Source organism: Streptomyces sp. AgN23, assembly GCF_001598115.1.
Classification (GTDB): domain Bacteria; phylum Actinomycetota; class Actinomycetes; order Streptomycetales; family Streptomycetaceae; genus Streptomyces; species Streptomyces antimycoticus.
Map to the genome: position 1 here is coordinate 5,392,362 of NZ_CP007153.1, position 20,931 is coordinate 5,413,292.

The window sequence follows — 20,931 nt, forward strand, 5'->3', positions numbered from 1 at the left end:
GTTCGGCTGAGGCGCGAGTTCGGCTGAGGCTCGAGGGGGACCACTGCGCCCGCTGGAGCCGTGGTCGCCCCGCGCTGCGGGCCCTCCCTGCCGTCGCGCCCCCGCACATACGATGGGTGGGGTCCAGTTCGAGGAGGAAGACGTGACCGAGGAGCCCACTCCCGAAGCCCCGGAGAACCCGGAAGGCGAGGAGCCCATCAAGCAGCGGAAGAACGGCCTCTACCCAGGCGTTTCCGATGAGCTTGCGGCGAACATGCAGTCCGGTTGGGCGGACACCGAGCTGCACGACCTGGAGCCCGTCGAACAGGCTCCGCACACCGCCCGCCGCCGCGCCGCGCTCTCCGCGCGCTTCCCGGGCGACCGCCTGGTCATCCCCGCGGGCAATCTCCGCACCCGCTCCAACGACACGGACTACGGCTTCCGCGCCTCGACCGAGTACGCGTACCTCACCGGCGACCAGACCGAGGACGGTGTGCTGGTACTGGAGCCCGAGGCGGGCGGCGGCCACACCGCGACGCTGTACCTGCTGCCGCGCTCCAACCGGGAGAACGGCGAGTTCTGGCTGGACGGCCACGGCGAGCTGTGGGTCGGCCGCCGGCTCAGCCTCACGGAGGCCGAGAAGCGGCTGGGCCTGGCCGCCAAGGACGTCCGCGAGCTGGCCGACGAGCTCAGGGCCGCGACCGGCCCGGTCCGTATCGTGCGCGGTCACGACGCCGCTCTGGAGGCCGCGCTGACCGACAAGGTCACCGCTGAGCGCGACGAGGAGCTGCGGGTCTTCCTCAGCGAGCAGCGCCTGGTCAAGGACGACTTCGAGATCGGACAGCTGCAGGCGGCCGTCGACTCGACGGCGCGCGGCTTCGAGGACGTCGTCAAGGTGCTGGACAAGGCGCAGGCGACTTCCGAGCGCTATATCGAAGGAACGTTCTTCCTTCGGGCCCGGGTCGAGGGCAACGACGTCGGCTACGGCAGCATCTGCGCCGCGGGCCCCCACGCCACCACGCTGCACTGGGTGCGCAACGACGGCCCGGTCCGCTCCGGCGATCTGCTCCTCCTGGACGCGGGCGTGGAGACCACCACCCTCTACACCGCCGACGTGACCCGCACGCTGCCGGTGAACGGCACCTACAGCCCGCTGCAGCGCAAGATCTACGAGGCGGTGTACGAGGCGCAGGAGGCGGGCATCGCCGCGGTCCGGCCGGGTGCGAAGTACCGCGACTTCCACGACGCCGCCCAGCACGTCCTGGCCACCAGACTCGTCGAGTGGGGCCTTGTCGAGGGCCCGGTGGAGCGGGTGCTGGAGCTGGGGCTGCAGCGGCGCTGGACGCTGCACGGCACCGGCCACATGCTCGGCATGGACGTCCACGACTGCGCCGTGGCCCGTACCGAGACCTATGTGGACGGCACCCTGGAGCCCGGGATGTGCCTGACGGTCGAGCCGGGGCTGTACTTCCAGCCCGACGACCTGACCGTGCCCGAGGAGTACCGGGGCATCGGCGTGCGGATCGAGGACGACATCCTGGTGACGGAGGACGGCAACCGCGTGCTGTCGGCCGCGCTGCCGCGGACCGCCGACGACGTCGAGGCGTGGATGGCCCGCCTCACCGCGTGAGGCGGCGGCTCATCGTGTGATCACGTGGTCCGGTGGGGAGCGGCGACGCCGCTCCCCACGGTGCGTTCTCAGCCCTGCCCCGGCACCTTGCGGGTGGTCACCGCGATCCGGTTCCAGGAGTTGATCGTGAAGATGAGGGCGATGAGCTGGGCCAGCTCCCGCTCCTCGAAGTGCCGGGCGGCCCGCTCGTAGACCTCGTCCGGGACACCGCCCGGCAGCAGCGTGACCGCCTCGGTGAGCGCCAGGGCGGCCTGCTCCTTCTCGGTGTAGAACCCGCCCTTACCGGCCTCCTCCCAGACCCCCACCAGGGCGATGCGCTCATCGCTCTCGCCCGCCTCATGGGCGTCGGTGGTGTGCATATGGAGGCAGTAGGCGCAGTTGTTGAGCTGGGAGGAGCGGATCTGCACCAGCTCCACCAGGGCCGGGTCCAGGCCCTCGCGGGCGGCCGCGTCCAAGCTGATCAGCGCCTTGAACGCCTTGGGGGCGGCCTTCGCGAAGTCGACCCGCCCGGTCTGCCGCGTCGCCGTCGCCGCTGTGGTCGTCGTCTGTGCCGTCGTCGCTGTCGCTGTCGTTGTCGTCATGGGAATGAGATTAGGCCGCTAAGCGACCCTCTGTAGGGTGCATTTCCATGGCGGATTCATGGGTCAATTCGGCGGAGATCCTCGGCAGTGATCTCCATCTGGAGCTCGCCCGCGCGGGCAGCCGCAGGACCGCCCTGATGGCCGCGCTGCGCGAGGCCATCCGCGACGGCCGGCTCGCCCCGGACACCCGGCTGCCGCCTTACCGCTCCCTCGCCGCCGACCTGGGCATCGCCCGGAACACGGTCGCCGACGCCTATGCCGAGCTGGTCGCCGAGGGCTGGCTCACCGCCCGCCAAGGCTCCGGAACCCGGGTGGCGCCGCGCCCCGCACCGCCCCCGCCCCGGCGGCGCACGCCCGGCCGGGGGCCCGGCGGGCGGTCGGCCGGGGCGAGCGGCGGCCCTCGCGCGCGCCGGCCAGCCCCGCGACCGGTGCACAACCTGCTGCAGGGCCAGCCGGACGCCGCCGCCTTCCCCCGCGCCGCCTGGCTCGCCTCGACCCGCCGCGCGCTGACCGCCGCGCCGCATGAGGCGTTCGGTCCCGGTGATCCGCGCGGCCGCCCGGAGCTGCGCCGCGCCCTGGCCGACTACCTCGCCCGCGCCCGCGGCGTCCGTACCGACCCCGGACGGATCGTCGTCTGCTCGGGCTTCGCGCACGCCCTGCAGCTGCTGAGCGGCACCCGGCTGCTGCGTCCCCGGATGGCCGTCGAGTCCTACGGCCTGGCCTTCCACCGCTCGCTGCTCAGCTCCGCCGGGATCCACACGATCCCGCTTCCGCTGGACGCCGATGGCGCCCTTACGGATGGACTGACCTCCCTCGACGGCCTACGGGCGGCCCTGCTCACCCCCGCCCACCAGTTCCCCACCGGCGGTCCGCTGCACCCCGAGCGGCGGGCCGCGGCCGTCGCCTGGGCGCGGGAGAGCGGCGGTCTGGTCCTGGAGGACGACTACGACGGGGAGTTCCGCTATGACCGCCGTCCGGTGGGCGCCGTCCAGGGCCTCGGCCCCGACCGGGTGCTCTACCTCGGCTCGGTCAGCAAGAGCCTCTCCCCGGCCCTGCGGCTGGGCTGGATGGTCCTGCCGGACCAGCTGGTCGACCGCGTGCTGGCCGCCAAGGGGGAGCGCGAGGGCTGGACCGGCGTCGTCGACCAGCTGACCCTCGCGGACTTCATCGAATCGGGCGGATACGACGGCCATGTGCGCCGTATGCGCCAGCGCTACCGCCGTCGGCGCGATCAGCTCGTCACCACCCTCGCCGAACGCGCGCCCCATGTCCGCGTCTCGGGGATCGCGGCCGGTCTGCACGCGGTGCTGGAGCTACCGCCCGGCACCGAGCGGTCCGCCCTGCGCGCCGCCGCCTGGCAGGGGCTGGCGCTCGACGGCCTCGGCGACTACCGCCACCCGGACGCCACCACACCCCACCCCGACGGGCTCGTGGTGGGCTACGCGACCCCGCCCGAGCACTCCTTCGCGGGAGCGCTGGACGCGCTGTGCCGTGCCCTGCCGCCCGAGGAGACCGACCAGACCGAGGAGACCGAGGAGACCGGCCAGACCGGCCGGACGGCCACCTGACGTCCTGAGTTCCTTGAAGGGCTACGACACGGTTACGACGCCCTCAGCAGCGCCCCTTCACGCCACTTGAGGATCTTGTCGAAGCTCACCACCACCCCGCCACGCCCCGGACGGTCCCGGTAGCGGACATGGTCGGTGAGAGCCTCGATGAGAAAAAGCCCCCGCCCGTGCTCCGCCTGTGGCGGAGCCGGGCTGCGCGGCTGCTGTGGTCTCGGCGCGCCCGCCGGACGCCGCTCGTTCCGAGTGCGGCCCTCGCGGCGGACGGCGCCGCGTCCGGCGAAGCCGGGGCCGGAGTCGGTGACCTCGATACGGCAGGTGTCGCCGTCGATATAGGCCGTGACTCGGTAATCCCCGCCCGTGCCGTCGCGACCCCCGTGCTCCACCGCGTTCGCACACGCCTCGGAGAGGGCGACCGACAGATCGTAGGAGATCTCCGGATCGACTCCGGCCGTCTCCATGGTGCCGAGGAGCAGTCGTCGTGCGAGCGGAACGCTCGCCGCCTCGCGGGGCAAATGGAGTGACCACCAGATGCTCATGCTCCAGCCTCCCGGCCGCGGCTCGACATACCGTTACGTATTGCCTGGGTCCATGGTCCGTAAGCGTCTTATCAACGTGACTCCGCTCATTCGGCGGACGCGCTCGATGCGCGAACCGGTGTATGGGCCTGTCCTGGTGTGCGCCGGTACGCCCCACCCGCCGTAGGGAACGCGCCCTCCCAGTGGGATGATGTCGCCGCCATGGCTTCCCCTGTCGCCCGTGCCGGCGCCGATCTGCGAATGCTGCGGGCCGCGGTCTTCACCGCGGTCTGCGTCGTGCTGTCCGCGGCGGGGCACGTGCTGGCCTCCTGCGCGACCGTGCCGCTGTGGACGGTGGGCGTGGGCTGCGCGGCGGTGTTCACGGTGGCGCTGACGCTGGCCGGGCGGGAGCGGTCGCTGCCCGGGATAGCGGCCCTGCTGGCCATCGGGCAGCTCGCGCTGCACACCCTCTTCGCGCTCGGGCAGCACCGGGCGTCGGCGGCCGAGGAGGCAGCCCAGCGGGCGGACGCCGCCCAGGGTCACATCATCGGCCTGGCCGCCAGGCTGCTGTGCACGTCGGGCCCCGGACGGCTCGACGCCGCCACGGCCCATCGGATCGTCGCGCACGCGGGCCTCGGCCCGTCCGCCGCGCACAGCCCGCACACCATGCCGTCGTCCGCCGCCCCGGCGGAGCGGGCGGCCGGGATGGCGGGCCTGCTGCCGTCGCTGCCCATGACCCTGGGCCATCTGCTCGCCGCGCTCGCCATCGGCTGGCTGCTGCGCCGGGGCGAGATGGCCGTATGGCGGGCGGTGCGCCTGTCGGTGGACGGGGCGCGCGGGGTCGCGGAGGCCGCGCTCGTACGGGCGCTGCGCGCCGCCCTGACGTTTGTACGGGTGCTCCTGGCCCCTTCGGGGGCGCCTTACGGCGGGCCGTGCCGTCCCCGCACGGCCGACCGGGACGAGGGCGGGACGACGGCCCTCGCCCTCCAGCACAGCGTGATCAGGCGAGGACCGCCGGCCTGCGACCTCGCGGCCTGACCGACGCGACACTCCTCCAGCGGGACCGGAGGGTGGCCGCGACGTCGCCGCACGCGCGCCCACCCATCTGATCATTCCTGTCCCTGGAGTGTTGACATGAACGCCATGCGTCTCCGCCGTCTGCCGGTCATCGGAGCCCTCACCGCGGGCGGCCTGGTGCTGCTCACCGCGGGCCCCGCCTTCGCGCACGTCAGCGTGCAGCCCGGCGAGGCCGAGCAGGGCGGCTACAGCACCATCAACTTCAAGGTGCCGAACGAGCGCGACGACGCTTCCACCGTCAAGCTCGAGGTGACCCTGCCCGCCGACCATCCGCTCGCCTCGGTGATGCCCCAGCCGGTGCCCGGCTGGGACGTCAAGGTCACCAAGTCCAAGCTCCCCAAGCCCATGGAGATGCACGGCGAGAAGATCAGCGAGGCGGTCACCAAGGTCACCTGGTCCGGCGGCAAGGTCGAGCCGGGGATGTTCCAGCAGTTCCCGCTGTCGGTCGGCCAGCTGCCCGACGACGCCGACCAGCTCGCCTTCAAGGCGCTCCAGACGTACGACGACAAGGAGGTCGTGCGCTGGATCGAGGAGCCCAAGGAGGGCGCCGCCGAACCGGAGAACCCGGCGCCGGTGCTCAAGCTGGTCGCCCCGGCCGAGGGCTCGGACGGCCATGACGCCGCCGCGTCCTCCGGACAGGGCAAGGACGGCGGCTCCGAGAAGGCCGGCGCCGAGAACTCCGCCTCGGCCGACTCCTCCGACGACAAGGACAGCAGCGACACCACGGCCCGGGTGCTGGGCATCGTCGGCATCGTCATCGGCGCCGCCGGTGTCGCCTACGGCGTGGTCGTCAGCCGCCGCCGCTCCGCCTGACCGCCGACCACCCGACCGTACGCCGGTACCGCCGGTGACCGCCGGTCGTGAACCGACCGTGTGATCCCGGCGCGGGCGGCGGACCCCGTGTCCGCCGCCCCCCGCGCGCCACCGAACCACTTCTCTCTTTGGAGAACAGCTCCATGCGCACCAAAATCCTGGCCACCGCCATCGTCGCCACCGCCGCTCTCACCCTCAGCGCCTGCGGCGGCTCGGACAGCGGCGGCAAGGGCGACAACGCGGCCGCCGCCGAGGTCAAGGGCGGCCAGAAGTCGGGGCAGGCCATCGTCCTCGATCAGGCGAAGGCCAAGCCGGACCTCGCCCTCACCGACACCGACGGCAAGAAGTACGACCTGCTCAAGGAGACCAAGGGCCGGCCCACCCTGCTCTTCTTCGGCTACACCCACTGCCCGGACGTCTGCCCGCTGACCATGAGCAACGTCGGCCTCGCCGTGAAGAAGCTCCCCAAGGCCGAGCGGGAGAAGCTGCGGGTCGTCTTCGTCAGCACCGACCCGGCTCGGGACACCCCCAAGCGGATGCGTTCCTGGCTGGACGCCCAGGGCGGCACCGACTTCGTCGGCCTGACCGGAGACTTCAACACCATCCAGGCCGCCGCGCGGCCGCTGGGCATCTTCATCGAGAAGCCGAAGAAGGAGAAGGACGGCAGCATCACCGTCAGCCACGGCGCCGAGGTGGTCGGCTTCTCGCCCAAGGACGACAAGGGTCACTGGATCTACACGACGAACGCCACGGCGGATCGTTACGCCAAGGATCTGCCGAAGATCATCGAGGGGCGGAACCCGTGACGGCGGCAGTTCCTGGCATTCCCGGCCTCCGTAAGGCGGCCGCCGCCGTCCTCGCCCTCGGTCTGTCCGCCGCGCTCGCCGCCTGCTCGGGCGACGGCGGGAAGGGCGGGAGCGACCCCAAGCTGTCCGTGACGGGCGCCTATGTCTCCCAGCCGCCCATGACCGACATGGCAGCGGGCTATCTGACCGTACGGAACGCCGGTGGCGGCGCCGACGAGCTGACGTCCGTCACCACCCCGCTCGCCTCCGAGGTCACCCTGCACACCACCAAGGGCACCCGGATGAAACAGGTGAGCTCGCTCGAGGTCCCGGCGAACGACCGGGTCGAGCTGTCCACCGGCGGAGATCATCTGATGCTGACAAACCTCTCCCACCGGCCGAAGGTCGGTGAGAAGGTCAGCTTCACCCTGCACTTCGCCACATCCGCCCCCATCGAGATCAAAGTCCCGGTCGAGCCGACGACGTACCGCCCCAAGGACTGACACCCGATGCCCTCGCTGACCTCCCTGGCCCCCGCCGGGCCCACCGCGACCCCCTCCCGGACCACCGCGACCGCCCGGCGGCTGATGGCGATCTGCGGCACCCTGCTCGCCGCGCTGCTGTGCGCGCTGAGTGTGGGCGCGAGCTCCGCGTCCGCGCATGCCGCGCTCACCTCGACCGACCCCGCCGACGGCTCGGTGGTGAAGACCGCGCCCAGGGAGGTCACGCTGAACTTCTCGGAGGGCGTGCTGCTCTCCGGCGACTCGGTGCGCGTGCTCGACCCCAAGGGCAAGCGCGTGGACACCGGGAAGACCGCCCATGTCGGCGGCAAGTCGTCGACCGCCGCCGCCGGGCTGCACTCCGGGCTTCCGGACGGCACCTACACGGTGGCGTGGAAGGCGGTCTCGGAGGACAGCCACCCGGTGAGCGGCGCGTTCACCTTCTCCATCGGCGCCCCGTCCAAGACCACGGCGAAGGTACCCACGGGCGAGGCGTCCGACAGCACCGTGAGCACGCTCTACGGAATCGGCCGGTACGCCGCCTACGGCGGTTTCGCGGCCCTGGTCGGCGGCAGTGTGTTCGCCGGGTTCTGCCGGTCCTCCCGCCCGGTGCGGAAGATCGCCGTGGGCGGCTGGGTGACGGTCTTCACGGCCAGCCTGCTGCTGTTGCTGCTGCGCGGGCCGTACACCGACGGCGAGGGGATCGGCGGGATCCTCGACCTCGGCAGGCTGGGCGAGGTGCTCTCCACCAAGCCGGGCGCGGCGCTGCTGTCCCGGCTGCTGCTGCTCGGCGCGGCGGCGGTCTTCCTGGCCGTCCTCTTCGGCTCGTACACCCGTCGCACCGGGGAGCGGGAGGCGGACGCACGGCGCCGCCAGGACCTCGCTTTCGGCCTGGGCTTCGGCGGCACGGTGATGGCGGTGGGCCTCTCCGCGACCTGGGCGATGGCCGAGCACGCCTCGGTCGGCCTCCAGCGGCAGCTCGCCATGCCGGTGGACATGATCCATCTGATCGCGGTCGGAGTGTGGCTGGGCGGTCTGGCCTCGCTCGCGGTGACGCTCCGGGCGGGTGAGCCGATCGGGCGGGCGGCCGTGCGCCGCTTCTCGCGGCTCGCCTTCGGCTCGGTCGTCGCCCTGGTGGTCACCGGGCTGTACCAGTCGTGGCGGCAGGTGGGCTCCTGGGGCGCGCTGACCGACACCGAATACGGGCGATGGCTGCTGGTCAAGGTGGGTCTGGTGGCGGTGCTCCTGGCCATCGCGGCCATCTCGCGACGCTGGACCGGCCGCCTTACGGATGCCACGGCGGAGGAGACGGAGGCCGAGGCGGAGAGCGGGTCAAAGGCGGCTTCGGCGGCTTCGGACGCGGAGGCGGAGGCCGGGACCCAGGCTGAGGCCAAGGCAGCGGTGAAGGCCGCGCGGCCGGTCCGTACCGGCGCGGCCGACGCGGCTCTCGACACCCCTGCCGACGCCGAGACCGAGTCCGGAGACGGGCCCGGTGACAGCGCCGACACCGACGCCGCCGACGACGATCCCGAACGCGCCGCCCAGCTCGCCCGTCAGCGGGCCGCCAAGGACAAGACCACCACGCTGCGGGAGCGCGACGCCGACCTCGAGCGCAGCGGTCTGCGCCGGTCGGTGATCGCCGAGACCATCGTCGCCATCGTGCTGCTGGCGGTGGCCACCGTGCTGAGCGGCACCCAGCCCGGCCGGGCCGAGACCGAGCAGGCGAGCGCCTCGGCCACGAAGCCCGGCGGCCAGCTGAACGTCGACCCGGTGAGCGTGCTCGTCCCCTATGACACGGGCCCCAAGAGCGGCCGCGGCAAGGCCGTTGTCATGATCGAACCCGCTCTGCCGGGTGACAACGCGCTGCATGTCTTCACCACCGACCTGGCGGACCGTCCCGTGGACGTCCCCGAGGTCAAGCTGTCGCTGACGCTCAAGTCGAAGGGGATCGGGCCGCTGCGCATCCCGCTCGAGCGCCTCTCGACCGGGCACTGGAGCGCCAAGACCGTCCAGCTCCCCATGGCCGGCACCTGGCAGCTCTCCCTGACCGTACGAACCTCCGACATCGACCAGGTGACGGAGACCAGGAACGTGAAAGTCGCTCAATGACGACAGAGCAAGCACCCTCGTCCGGCATCTCCCGGCGGCGTCTACTGGGCTCGGCGGGTGCCGCCGGCGCGGCCGGACTGGTCGCCGGCGGAGCCGCCGGAGCCTACGCGTCCGAGGCGACGCGGGAGGCACCCGAACCCCTCAGCTCCCTGGGCGCGACCGCCGTGCCCTTCCACGGCAGGCGCCAGGCGGGCATCACCACCCCTCTCCAGGCCCATGGCCATCTGCTCGCCTTCGACCTGGCGCCCGGTGCGAACCGTAAGGCGGCCGCCGCACTGCTGCGCCGCTGGTCGCGAACGGCCCAGGAGCTGATGGCGGGCGAGACCCCACCGGACGACACGGGGATCGCGCTCGACGCCGGTCCCTCGTCCCTTACGGTCACCTTCGGCTTCGGGCGGACCTTCTTCGGCAAGGCGGGACTCGACGACCAGCTGCCGGAGGCGCTCGCTCCGCTTCCCGACTTCGTCTCGGACGAGCTCGACCCCAAGCGCAGCAACGGCGATCTGTGGATCCAGATCGGCGCCGATGACGCGCTGGTCGGCTTCCACGCGCTGCGCGCGCTGCAGCGCGAGGCCGCGGGCACGGCCCGGCTGCGCTGGCAGATGAACGGCTTCAACCGCACCCCCGGCGCCACCGACCGCCCCATGACCACCCGCAACCTCATGGGACAGATCGACGGCACCAACAACCCCAAGCCGGCCGACGACGACTTCGAACGGCGGATCTTCGTACCGGAGAAGGGCGAGCCCGCGTGGATGGCGGGCGGTTCCTACGCGGTCGTCCGGCGCATCCGGATGCTGCTGGACACCTGGGACCATCTCTCCCTGGAGCGGCAGGAGAAGGTGGTCGGCCGCCGCAAGTCCGACGGCGCCCCGCTGTCCGGCGGCACGGAGACCACCCCGGTCCGGCTCGACCAGGTCAACGCGGACGGTGCACTGGCCATCGCGGGCGCCGCCCATGTGCGGGTCGCGGCGCCCGCGTCCAACCAGGGCGCCGCCATGCTGCGCAGGCCCTTCTCGTACCACGACGGCTTCCGCGACGACGGGGCGCCGGACGCCGGGCTGCTCTTCATCGCCTGGCAGGCGGATCCGATGAAGGGGTTCGTCCCGGTGCAGCGGAAGCTGGACCTGGGCGACGATCTGTCGCGGTTCCTGCGGCACGAGGCCAGCGCGCTGTTCGCGGTGCCCCCGGGCTGCGCCCCGGGAGAGTACGTGGGTCAGGCACTCTTGGAGGGATAGGAGACGGGGACGAGCCGCCCCCGGTCGCCCGCGTCCAAGAGATGACCGGCGAGTCGCCGGGTTCGGGGACGCGAGTATCGTGGCGGTCTCGTCTGATCACAGGGAGCGACCGTGATGTCGGCCAGCCGCTATGCCTACCTCGGCCCCGAGGGCACCTTCACCGAGGCCGCCCTGCGGTCCATGCCGGAGGCCGCCACCCGGGAGCTGGTGCCGATGGTCTCGGTGCCGGTGGCGCTCGACGCGGTGCGCTCCGGTGCCGCGGCGGCCGCGCTGGTCCCCATCGAGAACTCGGTCGAGGGCGGCGTCACCGCGACCCTCGACGAGCTGGCCACCGGCGAACCGCTGATGATCTACCGCGAGGTGCTGCTGTCGATCAGCTTCGCCCTGCTGGTGCGGCCGGGCACCGCGCTCGCGGACATCAAGACGGTGACCGGGCATCCGGTCGCCCAGCCCCAGGTCCGCAACTGGCTGGCGGCGAACCTCCCGGACGCCCTGTGGGAATCGGCCGCCTCGAACGCGGACGGCGCGCGGCTGGTGCAGGAGGGGCGGTACGACGCGGCGTTCGCGGGCGAGTTCGCGGCGTCCAGGTACGGTCTGGAGCCGCTGGTCACCGACATCCACGACGCGCAGAACGCGATGACCCGCTTCGTCCTGGCCGGCCGCCCCGCCCGGCCCGCCGCCCGGACGGGCGCGGACAAGACGTCCGTGGTGATCTGGCTCGGGGACGACCACCCGGGCGCGCTGCTGGAGCTGCTGCAGGAGTTCTCCGCGCGCGGGGTCAACCTGATGCGGATCGAATCGCGCCCGACCGGCGAGGGCATCGGCCGCTACTGCTTCTCGGTGGACTGTGAGGGGCACATCACCGACCGGCGGGTGGGCTCGGCCCTGATGGGGCTGAAGCGGATCTGCCCGAAGGTGCGGTTCCTGGGCTCGTATCCCCGGGCGGGTGTGACGGCGGAGGACCTGGCGGAGCTGCGGCACGGCACCTCGGACGAGGCGTTCACGGAGGCGGCGGAGTGGCTGGCCCGCTGCCAGGACGGCCGGGCCTGAGCCGAGCCCACGCGTAGCGGCCCGACCGTGGCGAGCGTGCGCCGGGGCACTCCGCCGGCAGGTGGCCGGGCGGCTGGAGACGGGTCCGGGGCTGAGCGTCGCCCGGCTGCTGGGGATCGTCGGAATCGCTGCGGAAAAGTTATCCACAGGCTGATGCGGCACGCTGGGGATAAGTCGACATCATCAATCCGGCGAGACGGCCATACCGTCACATTCACCGCATCCACTCCCATCGTCAAACATTACTCACTTGTCACCCCAATTCCCTCGACCAACTCTTTGGAGTGAGGGATTCCTCTCTTGTGGAGTGTGTGAACGCGGTTTGATAGGGGAATCCATCGCCGAGCACTTCGGGGGGCCTGGCGATCACCGCGACATCCACAGATCTCACACACAGCCTGTGGATAACTCTGGGGATCCCCCTCACCCCTGTGGACAACCGGGCCTCAACTCACCCTGTACACAAGGGAAGAAGGTCGACTCGACGCCGCCTCTTTGCCCCTTTTCGGGGAATGCGCAGACATTCCTTGACGACGGCTGTCACAGGAATTCCCCGGTTTACCCACAGCCCCAAAAGAGGGCAAAACGGGACGCAAAGGAATATCGCGTCGAGCAGCCGAGGTCACACCGGTAACCTGGTGGGGTGATTGACCTTCGCCTGCTCCGTGAGGACCCCGATCGTGTGCGCGCCTCCCAGCGCGCCCGTGGAGAGGACGTCGGCATCGTCGACGCCCTCCTGACCGCCGACGAGCGGCGCAGGTCCTCCAGTGTCCGCTTCGACGAGCTGCGCGCCGAACAGAAGGCGCTCGGCAAGCTCATCCCCAAGGCCTCCGGTGACGAGAAAGCCGAGCTGCTGAAGAAGGCGGGCGAGCTGTCCGCCGCCGTCAAGGCGGCCGACGCCGAGCAGGACGCGGCCGCGGAGGAGACCCAGCAGCTCCTGCTCCAGCTGGGCAATCTCGTCCACCCCGCGGTCCCGGTCGGCGGCGAGGACGACTTCACCGTCCTGGAGACGGTCGGCACCCCGCGCGACTTCGATGCCGAGGGCTTCGCGCCCAAGGACCATCTGGAGCTCGGCGAGCTGCTCGGCGCGATCGACACCGAGCGCGGCGCCAAGGTCTCCGGCTCCCGCTTCTACTACCTGACGGGCATCGGCGCCCTGCTGGAGTTCGCACTGGTGAACGCGGCGATGGCACAGGCCACCGCGGCGGGCTTCACCCCGGTGCTCACCCCGGCGCTGGTCAAGCCGAAGGCCATGGAGGGCACCGGCTTCCTCGGCCAGGCCGCCGAGGACGTCTACCACCTCGACAAGGACGACCTCTACCTGGTCGGCACCTCCGAGGTCCCGCTGGCCGCGTACCACATGGACGAGATCCTGGACGCGGACCAACTGCCGCGGCGCTACGCCGGGTTCTCCTCCTGCTTCCGCCGTGAGGCCGGGTCGTACGGCAAGGACACCCGGGGGATCTTCCGGGTGCACCAGTTCGACAAGGTCGAGATGTACGTCTACACGACCCCGGAGGACGCCGAGGCCGAGCACCAGCGGCTGCTGGACTGGGAGAAGCAGTGGCTGGCCTCCCTCGAGCTGCCGTTCCGGGTGGTCGACCTGGCCTCGGGTGACCTGGGCTCGTCGGCGACGCGGAAGTTCGACTGCGAGGCGTGGATCCCGACGCAGGGCAAGTACCGCGAGCTGACCTCGACCTCCAACACCACCGAGTTCCAGTCGCGGCGGCTTTCGATCCGGATGCGCGAGGGCAAGAAGGTCCGTCCGCTGGCCACGCTCAACGGCACGCTGTGCGCGGTCACCCGGACCATCGTCGCGATCCTGGAGAACCACCAGCAGGCCGACGGCTCGGTGCGGGTGCCCGAGGCGCTGCGGCCGTTCCTGGGCGGGCGCGAGGTCCTGGAACCGGTCGCACGGTGACGAACGCCGGACCGACGGACACACAGCTCGCCGGACCGACGGACGAGCTCCCCTATCGACTGGTCGCGACCGATCTCGACGGCACGCTGCTCCGCCCCGACCACACCGTCTCGGCGCGGACCCGTGACGCGCTCTCCGCGGCCACCGCGGCGGGCGCCGCGCACATCGTGGTCACCGGGCGGACCGTCCCGGTGACCCGGCACATACTCGACGACCTCGGCTACCAGGGGCTCGCGGTGTGCGGTCAGGGCGCCCAGCTCTACCACGCGGGCGAGCACCGGCTGCTGACCTCCGTCACGCTGGACCGCCAGGTGGCCCTGCTGGCGCTGGAGAAGATCGAGGCGGAGATCGGCCCGCTGTCGCTGGCCGCGGCCCGCGACGGGCTGGACGGCGAGGTGCTGTTCGGCGAGGGGTACCGGATGGACCACGAGGGGATGCCCCTGGTGCCGTTCACGGACCCGGCCGAGCTGTGGTCGCAGCCCATCAGCAAGCTCTACCTCCAGCACCCCGAGCTGGACGACGACGCGCTGGCGGACGCCGCCCGGACGGCCGCCGGGGGCCTGGTCGGGGTGACGATGGCCGGTACCGGGCTGGTGGAGCTGCTACCGCTGGGACTGACGAAGGCCACGGGCCTTTCGATGGCCGCGCGCCGGCTGGGGATGGCCGCAGGCGACGCGATCGCGTTCGGCGATATGCCCAATGACATCCCAATGCTCGGCTGGGCGAAGCACGGGGTCGCGATGGCGAACGCGCACCGGGATCTGAAGGCCGTCGCCGACGAGATCACCGCGTCCAACACGGAGGACGGGATCGCCGTGGTGCTGGAGCGGCTCTTTCCCGCGGCACGCCGATGACGGCAGCACGCCGATGACGGCAGCACGCCGGTGACGGCAGCACGCCGATGGGCCGGGCCCCCTAGGCGGCGGCCGAGGGAGGCCCGGTCCAGGACGGGTCAGCCGAAGACCTTGACCGCCTGGTAGTAGGTCCACGCCGTGCCGTCGCACGACGTCTTGGTGGCGCCGCTGTAGGCGCTGCACACCCGCTTGAGGTCCTCGTAGAAGGCGCTGTCGATGCGCGCCTTGTTGGCGTCGAAGATGCCCATCGCCTTGTGGTTGCGGTAGCCGAAGTCATGCCGGGCGCAGGCGGTCTGGAAGGGGAAGCCGAAGGGGTTGTCGGGGGAGCTGCTGCAGTAGTCGGTGGACCAGTCGAACCCGTAGGCGGCCCAGGCACCCTGGTTGTTCCGCGCCGCGACCCAGGTGTTGTAGCTGCTGGCGCTGGTCTGCGTCCAGCTGGCGAGGACCTGCGGCTTGTCCGCGGGGGCGGCCTGGGCGGGTGCGGCCAGGGCGATGGCGGTGGCGGCGGTGACAGCGGTGGCCGCGAGACTGGTGACGAGGCGACGCATTCGGTTTCCTCCCGTTTTCTCACTTCTGACGCCCCCTCAAAGGCTTGTGGCGCAGGGGGCGGCGCGGTGTGATCCAGCGCACGCCAAGAGTTGGACAGGTCCCTGACAACCGTCAAGATCTACACCGACGTAGAGATGAACAGAGTTCGACCGGCAGAGTTTCGGACTTTTCTCCAACTACCGCCGCTGCGCGGGTCGTTCAGGAGGCGCGCCGGGGCACCCGGGAGGGAGGGGTGAGCAGCGGCCCCGGACCCTTGACCCGTCGGAGGATCGGGGAGGTCTCCATGTCCAGGACGGAGGGCAGTTCGGCGATGCGGGTCGTCAGATAGCTGTAGAGGGCCGGGACATCGGCGCAGACCACGGTCGCCATCAGATTCTTCGTCCCGGTGGTCGCACATGCGAACGCCACCTCGGGGTGGTCCGCGAGCGTCTGCCCGGTGGCGGCGAGATCCGACGGCCTGACCGACAGCCACATCGTGGTGGTGACACCCTGCTGGAACATCCGGTGGGTGTAGTCGACATCGAAGTACAGGGTGCCGTCGGCGCGCAGATCGGCCAGCCGGCGGCGCACCGTCGACGGTGACCAGCCGGTGGCGGCGACCAGTTCGGCCAGCGGCGCCCGCCCGTCCCGCGCGAGGACGTCCAGCAGCCTGCGGTCCTCGGCGCCCACCGGTCCGCGCGGCCGCTTCGACCGGTCGGCGGCGGGCGGGCGCAGCCGCCCGACCTGCTCGGCCGTCAGTGCGTCGGTCTTGTTGACCAGGCTCTGCTCGCCGCCGTAGAACTCATGCAGCACGCAGTGTGCGCTCACCCCCACCACCCGTGGCGTCTGCGGGAGTTTGCGCAGCAGCAGGGCATCGCTGTCCAGGCCGGACGCCGCCCGTGTCGACGCGGCGACCTCGGTGCCGTCGGAGAGCACATTCACCCAGGAGGTGTCCGTCCGCCGGGCCATCGCCTCGGCCACCGGCAGCGCGGCGTCCGGCAGGCACCGCACCCGCACCAGCCACACCACATCGCCGACCGCCGCCGGGTCGGTGAGCCCCAGCACCCGGATCGCTCCCGTCGTCCGCAACCGGGTGTAGCGGCGGGCCACGGTCTGGTCGGAGACGCCCAGCACCTCGGCGAGCCGGCTGAAGGGGGCCCGGCCGTCGAGCTGAAGGGCGTGCACCAGCGCCCGGTCCAGGTCGTCGTAGGCATCGGATTCCACCGCACAAAGCTAGCGGACGTCGGATATCGCCACCGGAGCGGCGCCGGCTGGAGGAGCGGACCGGTCAGGACGACCGTAAGAGCCGCGGGGACCGCCGGACCGTCATCGGGATCGGCCCTCGCGTCCCCTTGTCGGCACGTTCCGAATACCGGAGTCAGTCATGCGCAGATCATGGTGGCCGCTCGCCGCCATCACGCTCGGCAATTTCATGCTGTTGATAGACGTCACGATTGTGAACACCGCGCTGCCCCAGGTGGCGCGGGGACTGGACGCGTCCTTCACCTCCCTCCAGTGGGTGATGGACATCTACGCGCTGGCGCTGGCCGCGCTGCTAATGGTGGCCGGTTCGGCGGCGGACCTCTTCGGGCGGCGACGGCTGTATGTCGTCGGCCTCGCGGTGTTCGCGGTCTCCTCCCTGGTCTGCGGTCTGGCACCGGACGCCGGGGTGCTGATCGCGGCCCGCGCCGTCCAGGGCGTGGGAGCGGCGGCCATGTTCGCCACCAACACCCCGCTGCTGATGGCGACATACTCCGGACGCGACCGCGGTATCGCCTTCGGGGTGTGGGGCGGTACGAGCGGGGCGGCCGCGGCGATCGGCCCGGTGCTGGGCGGGGTGCTCACCGAGTACCTCGACTGGCGGGCGATCTTCCTGGTCAATCTGCCGCTGACGGCGATCGCGGTGTGGATCACGATCCGTTCCATCGAGGAGTCGCGCGGCGCATCCGGCGTACGGATCGACTGGCCGGGCGCTGCCTCGTTCACGGTGTGCGCCGGGGCGCTGACGTATGGGCTGATGCGCGGCGGTGAGGAGGGCTGGGCCGACACCGGCACGGTCGCCGCGCTGGTGACGGCCGTGATCGCGCTGCTCGCCTTCGCCGCGGTGGAGCGCGGAAAGCGGCAGCCACTGCTGGACCTGGGGCTGCTGCGCCGCCCGACGTTCGCGGTGCTGATGGCCGCGGCCCTGCTGCTGCAGGCGGGGGCCTTCCCGTACCTCACCTACGCCGGGCTGTGGCTGCAGTCGGTGCTGGGGATGAGCCCGGTGCAGGCGGGGCTCGCGGTGACGCCGATGGCGGGCGTCTCACTGGTCGTCGGCGCGGCGGGCGGACGGCTCCTGGACCGGGTCGCCCCCGGGCGGTCGCTCGGCGGCGGACTGCTGCTGGTGGGCGCGGGCGCGCTGGTCAACGCGGCGATGGTGACCCCGGACGCGGACTGGACGGCCTTCGTCCCGGGCCTGGCGCTGGCCGGTCTGGGGATCGGCCTGGCCATGCCGGTGCTGGTCTCGGCGGCCCTCGGCTCGGCCCCGCCGGAGCGGGCGGGCATGGCCAGCGGCGCGGTCAACACCTTCCGACAGCTGGGCTACGCCCTGGGGATCGCCGTCCTGGGCACGGTGTTCGCGACGCGGGTGCGGGACATGGTCGACGACAGCGGGACCGTCCCGGCCCGGGCGGCCGGACAGACCGCCGAGGCCATCAGCGGCGGCCACGCCGACGCCGTGATCGCCACCGCGCCCCCGGCCCACGCGGACGCGGCGCGCACACTCGTCCACGAGTCGTTCGCGGCCGGACTCGACCGCATCTGCCTGATCTCCGGCATCGCGGCCCTGGTGGCGGGCCTACTGGTCCTCGCCGTCGTCCGCGGCGGCCCCGGCGGAGCGCCCCCGAAGCCGACCCCGGAACAATCCCCGGCGGAGCCGATCCACGCCTGAGCCGTGGAGGACGGCGAGCCACAAGGGGCGGGCGCCCGACGGCGCCCGCCCCTTCGCTGCGTGAGGCCGGGTGTCCGTCAGCAACGGGATGCACGGCCCGCGAGGCTCTGACCTGCACGCTTTTGCTAGGTCCAACGTGGACCTAGCAGCTTCGAGTTATCCACAGGGCCGGGCCCACCCTCACCCGTACTCCTACCCAGTTGTAGGATGACTGGGCAACCGGGTGAATCGAAGTGAGGGAGCCGAAAGGGATGGCGTTGCGGGCGGCTGGGCGGCAGTCGTTGGTCGACTCCGTGGTGGAGCAGTTGCGGGCGCAGCTTGCCGAGGGTGAGTGGAAGGTCGGCGACCGCGTGCCCACCGAGCATGCCCTCGCCGAACAGCTCCAGGTCGGCCGGAACACGGTCCGTGAGGCGGTCCGCGTCCTCGTGCACGCGGGAATGCTGCAGTCCCGGCAGGGCGAGGGCACCTTCGTGGTCTCCACGGCCGACCCCGCCGAGGTCATGCGGGGCGTACGGCGCGCCGGGATCCGGGATGTGCTGGAGCTGCGGATCGCGCTGGAGGCGGAGGGTGCGCGGCTGGCCGCGCTTCGGCACAGCCCCGACGATCTGCGGCGGATGCGGGCGGCGCTGGAGTCGCTCGAGGCGTTCGGGGACGCCGGGGAGCCGCCTGCGGAGGGTCATCATGAGCTGCACGCCGCCCATGACCTGGAGTTCCACACCGCCGTGGTGGAGGCCGCGCACAACGCCGCGCTGAGCGCGACCTACGGCTGGTTCAGCAGCTCGGTGCGCGACTCGCTGGTGGCCTCGCTCGGCGACCGCGAGGTGCCGAGCATCGTCCCCGCCGACCACCGCGCCCTGGTCGACGCCATCGCCTCCGGCGACCCGGCGGCCGCCGAGGCGGCGGCGCGGGCGCTACTGGAGGCGCCGAAACGCGCCATCGAAGCCCTGCTCGCCACCGGCTGAGCCCTCTCTCGGCGGGCCTCACCGCGCCCCGGACCACCCCACCCCACCACGACCGGAACGGAGCTCTTCTTGCCACGCCCGCACACCCCCGGCCCCGAGGCCGAACCCCTGCTCGTGGACGCCGAGACGGATCTGCGGCCGACCCCCGAGGTGGCCGCCGCGCGGCGCACCCTGCGGGCTCACCCCGCCCTCCTCCTGATCGGCATCGTGCTGGCGTCGCTCAACATGCGGGCCGCGCTCGCCGGGGTCTCCCCGCTGCTCGGCGAGATCAGCGGCCACTTCGGGCTGTCCGCGACCATGAGCAGCCTGGTCACGACCATTCCGTTGATCTTCATGGGCCTGGCCTCGCCCTTCGCGCCCCGGCTCGCCCGGCGCTGGGGCACCGAGGCGGTGCTGCTGAGCGCGCTGGCGCTGCTGATCGGCGGCATCCTGCTGCGCGTGGCGCCGTCCGTGATGGCGCTCTTCGCCGGGGGCGCCCTCGTCGGCAGCGGGATCGCGTTCCTCAATGTGCTGATGCCGGGCCTGGTCAAGCGGGACTTCCCGCACCGGGCCGCCGGGATGACCGCGCTCTACACCACCTCGATGATCGGCGGGGCGACGGTCTCCGCCGCCTCCGCCGTGCCCCTGGAGAACGCGCTCGGCGGCTGGCGGGGGTCGCTCGCCTCCTGGTCGCTGCTGGCGGCGTTCGCGGCGCTGGTCTGGATACCCCAGACGGTGCTCGCGCGGCGCGGAACGCACCACGGTGAGCCCGCGGCAACGCCCGTGAGGACGACACCGGAGGCGGGGCCGAGGCTGAGCCGCTCCCCGCTGGCCTGGCAGGTCACGCTGTTCATGGGGCTGCAGTCGTCGATCGCGTACGTCTGCATCGCATGGCTGCCGACGATCTTCACCGACCACGGCATGAGCAAGAACACGGCCGGGCTGGTGTTCGCCTTCAGCACCATGCTGCAGATGGTCGGTTCGTTCGTGGTGCCCACCCTCGCCGGGCGGATGCGCTCCCAGCGGACGCTGGCCGTGGCGGTCGCGGCGCTGATGGGCGCCGGGATCGCGGGCCTGCTGGTGGCCCCCGTCGCCGGGGCGTGGGTCTGGGCAACGCTGATCGGCGTCGGACAGGGCGGGGCCGTGGGGCTCGCGCTGACCATGATGGTGCTGCGGACCGGGGACGCCCACACCTCGGCGCGGCTGTCCGGAATGGCACAGACCTGGGGCTATCTGCTGGCCGCGGTGGGCCCTCTGGCGCTCGGCGTGGTGCACCAGACCATCGGCGGCTGGGGGCTGCCGCTCACGCTGATGCTGGCGGTGTGCGGGGTGCTGGCGGCGCTGGGCCTCGGCGCGGGACGCGACCGCAAGATCCGGTCCTGAGCGGCCCGGAAGGCCGAACGGCGCCTGAGCGACCGGGAGGGCCGAACAGCTTGAGCCTGAGCGGCCCGGAGGGCCGAACGGCTTGAACCTGAGCGACCTCACGCCTTCACAGCCGGTCCTCAGGCCACGGAGGGCCGGCCGACAACTCCCGCCGCCGCTCTCGGTGTCATCGCCACCGACGAGGACCGGAGGACGGCATGAGCTGGATGAGCGGTACGAGCGGCATGGCCGGGGCGGAGACCACCCACGGGACGCGGGTCACGGCGGGAGGCGGCACCCGGCGGCCATGGCGGCGGCCGCGAGCCCCCTGGGCCGTGGCCTGGCCTGTGTGGCCGCGACCGTCCTGCTCGGTTCGTCCGCGGCCGTGGCCTCCGCCCTGGGCCAGGCCAACGCAGCCCCCGGACACGCCGCGGCGGCGGCCGTCACGACGACCGCCGCCACCGCGGAGACAACCGGCGGCCGCTCCGCCGTCCCTGCGCGGTGGCGGCCGTAAGGCGGGCACGAACTCCTGGGCGCCGTAAGGCGCGTAC

The 20,931-nt window shown here is 72.1% G+C and carries 19 protein-coding genes; 15 read left to right on the forward strand and 4 right to left on the reverse strand.

The features are described from left to right. The first annotated feature begins 112 nt into the window (after positions 1-112). A complete protein-coding gene (locus tag AS97_RS23170) occupies positions 113-1,609 on the forward strand; it encodes an aminopeptidase P family protein (RefSeq protein WP_059143669.1) in 1,497 nt (498 codons plus the stop codon). A gap of 68 nt (positions 1,610-1,677) precedes the next feature. On the opposite strand, the gene AS97_RS23175 is transcribed toward AS97_RS23170, so the two are convergent. Next, on the reverse strand, positions 1,678-2,190 hold the full coding sequence (locus tag AS97_RS23175; RefSeq protein ID WP_210565582.1) for a carboxymuconolactone decarboxylase family protein: 513 nt from the start codon (positions 2,188-2,190) through the stop codon (positions 1,678-1,680). 47 nt (positions 2,191-2,237) lie between these two features. Here AS97_RS23175 and AS97_RS23180 point away from each other — a divergent pair, with 47 nt between their 5' ends. Beyond that, complete coding sequence (locus tag AS97_RS23180; protein WP_125756460.1) at positions 2,238-3,758, forward strand: PLP-dependent aminotransferase family protein; 1,521 nt, start codon at positions 2,238-2,240, stop codon at positions 3,756-3,758. Between the two features lie 32 nt (positions 3,759-3,790). Here the strand turns inward: AS97_RS23180 and AS97_RS23185 are convergent, their stop codons facing one another. Further along, a complete protein-coding gene (locus AS97_RS23185) occupies positions 3,791-4,294 on the reverse strand; it encodes an ATP-binding protein (RefSeq protein ID WP_014061889.1) in 504 nt (167 codons plus the stop codon). Positions 4,295-4,495: 201 nt separating this feature from the next. On the opposite strand from AS97_RS23185, the gene AS97_RS23190 reads away from it, so the two are divergent. The 9 genes from AS97_RS23190 (at position 4,496) to AS97_RS23230 (ending at position 14,620) form a co-directional block, all read left to right on the forward strand. Beyond that, positions 4,496-5,311 carry a hypothetical protein gene (locus AS97_RS23190; protein ID WP_210565583.1) on the forward strand — a complete coding sequence of 272 codons (816 nt, stop codon included), beginning with the start codon at positions 4,496-4,498 and terminating at the stop codon, positions 5,309-5,311. 105 nt (positions 5,312-5,416) lie between these two features. Beyond that, complete coding sequence (locus AS97_RS23195) at positions 5,417-6,163, forward strand: YcnI family protein (RefSeq protein ID WP_059143809.1); 747 nt, start codon at positions 5,417-5,419, stop codon at positions 6,161-6,163. A gap of 143 nt (positions 6,164-6,306) precedes the next feature. Then, positions 6,307-6,969: an SCO family protein gene (locus AS97_RS23200; protein WP_059143673.1), complete on the forward strand. Its 663-nt coding sequence runs from the start codon at positions 6,307-6,309 to the stop codon at positions 6,967-6,969. Beyond that, positions 6,966-7,451 (forward strand): copper chaperone PCu(A)C, encoded by a 486-nt coding sequence (locus tag AS97_RS23205; protein ID WP_210565584.1) that lies wholly within the window; start codon positions 6,966-6,968, stop codon positions 7,449-7,451. The genes AS97_RS23200 and AS97_RS23205 overlap by 4 nt, the downstream gene beginning before the upstream one ends. A 6-nt stretch (positions 7,452-7,457) precedes the next feature. Further along, positions 7,458-9,557 (forward strand): copper resistance protein CopC, encoded by a 2,100-nt coding sequence (locus AS97_RS23210; RefSeq protein WP_210565585.1) that lies wholly within the window; start codon positions 7,458-7,460, stop codon positions 9,555-9,557. Further along, positions 9,554-10,795, forward strand: a complete 1,242-nt coding sequence (efeB, locus tag AS97_RS23215) for an iron uptake transporter deferrochelatase/peroxidase subunit (RefSeq protein ID WP_210565586.1) — start codon at positions 9,554-9,556, stop codon at positions 10,793-10,795. The genes AS97_RS23210 and efeB overlap by 4 nt, the downstream gene beginning before the upstream one ends. A gap of 114 nt (positions 10,796-10,909) precedes the next feature. Then, a complete protein-coding gene (gene pheA, locus AS97_RS23220; protein ID WP_086705870.1) occupies positions 10,910-11,845 on the forward strand; it encodes a prephenate dehydratase in 936 nt (311 codons plus the stop codon). Between the two features lie 643 nt (positions 11,846-12,488). Continuing rightward, the gene (serS, locus tag AS97_RS23225; RefSeq protein ID WP_210565587.1) at positions 12,489-13,766 is read left to right on the forward strand and encodes a serine--tRNA ligase; all 1,278 of its coding nucleotides are present in this window, start codon (positions 12,489-12,491) and stop codon (positions 13,764-13,766) included. After that, a complete protein-coding gene (locus AS97_RS23230) occupies positions 13,763-14,620 on the forward strand; it encodes an HAD family hydrolase (RefSeq protein WP_210565588.1) in 858 nt (285 codons plus the stop codon). Before serS ends, AS97_RS23230 begins: the two co-directional genes overlap by 4 nt. Before the next feature lie 98 nt (positions 14,621-14,718). On the opposite strand, the gene AS97_RS23235 is transcribed toward AS97_RS23230, so the two are convergent. Beyond that, positions 14,719-15,168 (reverse strand): phospholipase, encoded by a 450-nt coding sequence (locus AS97_RS23235; protein ID WP_059143679.1) that lies wholly within the window; start codon positions 15,166-15,168, stop codon positions 14,719-14,721. 199 nt (positions 15,169-15,367) lie between these two features. Then, positions 15,368-16,372, reverse strand: a complete 1,005-nt coding sequence (locus AS97_RS23240; RefSeq protein WP_059143680.1) for an Lrp/AsnC family transcriptional regulator — start codon at positions 16,370-16,372, stop codon at positions 15,368-15,370. Between the two features lie 160 nt (positions 16,373-16,532). Between AS97_RS23240 and AS97_RS23245 the strand changes: the two genes are divergently transcribed. From AS97_RS23245 to AS97_RS23260, 4 genes are all read left to right on the forward strand, one after another. After that, a complete protein-coding gene (locus AS97_RS23245) occupies positions 16,533-18,077 on the forward strand; it encodes an MFS transporter (protein ID WP_086705872.1) in 1,545 nt (514 codons plus the stop codon). 251 nt (positions 18,078-18,328) lie between these two features. Next, positions 18,329-19,039: a FadR/GntR family transcriptional regulator gene (locus AS97_RS23250; RefSeq protein ID WP_059143682.1), complete on the forward strand. Its 711-nt coding sequence runs from the start codon at positions 18,329-18,331 to the stop codon at positions 19,037-19,039. A 69-nt stretch (positions 19,040-19,108) separates the two neighbouring features. Continuing rightward, on the forward strand, positions 19,109-20,401 hold the full coding sequence (locus tag AS97_RS23255; RefSeq protein WP_059143683.1) for an MFS transporter: 1,293 nt from the start codon (positions 19,109-19,111) through the stop codon (positions 20,399-20,401). A 286-nt stretch (positions 20,402-20,687) separates the two neighbouring features. After that, entirely contained in the window at positions 20,688-20,894 is a 207-nt protein-coding gene (locus tag AS97_RS23260; protein ID WP_247204466.1) for a hypothetical protein, read from the forward strand. The last annotated feature ends 37 nt before the right edge of the window (positions 20,895-20,931 follow it).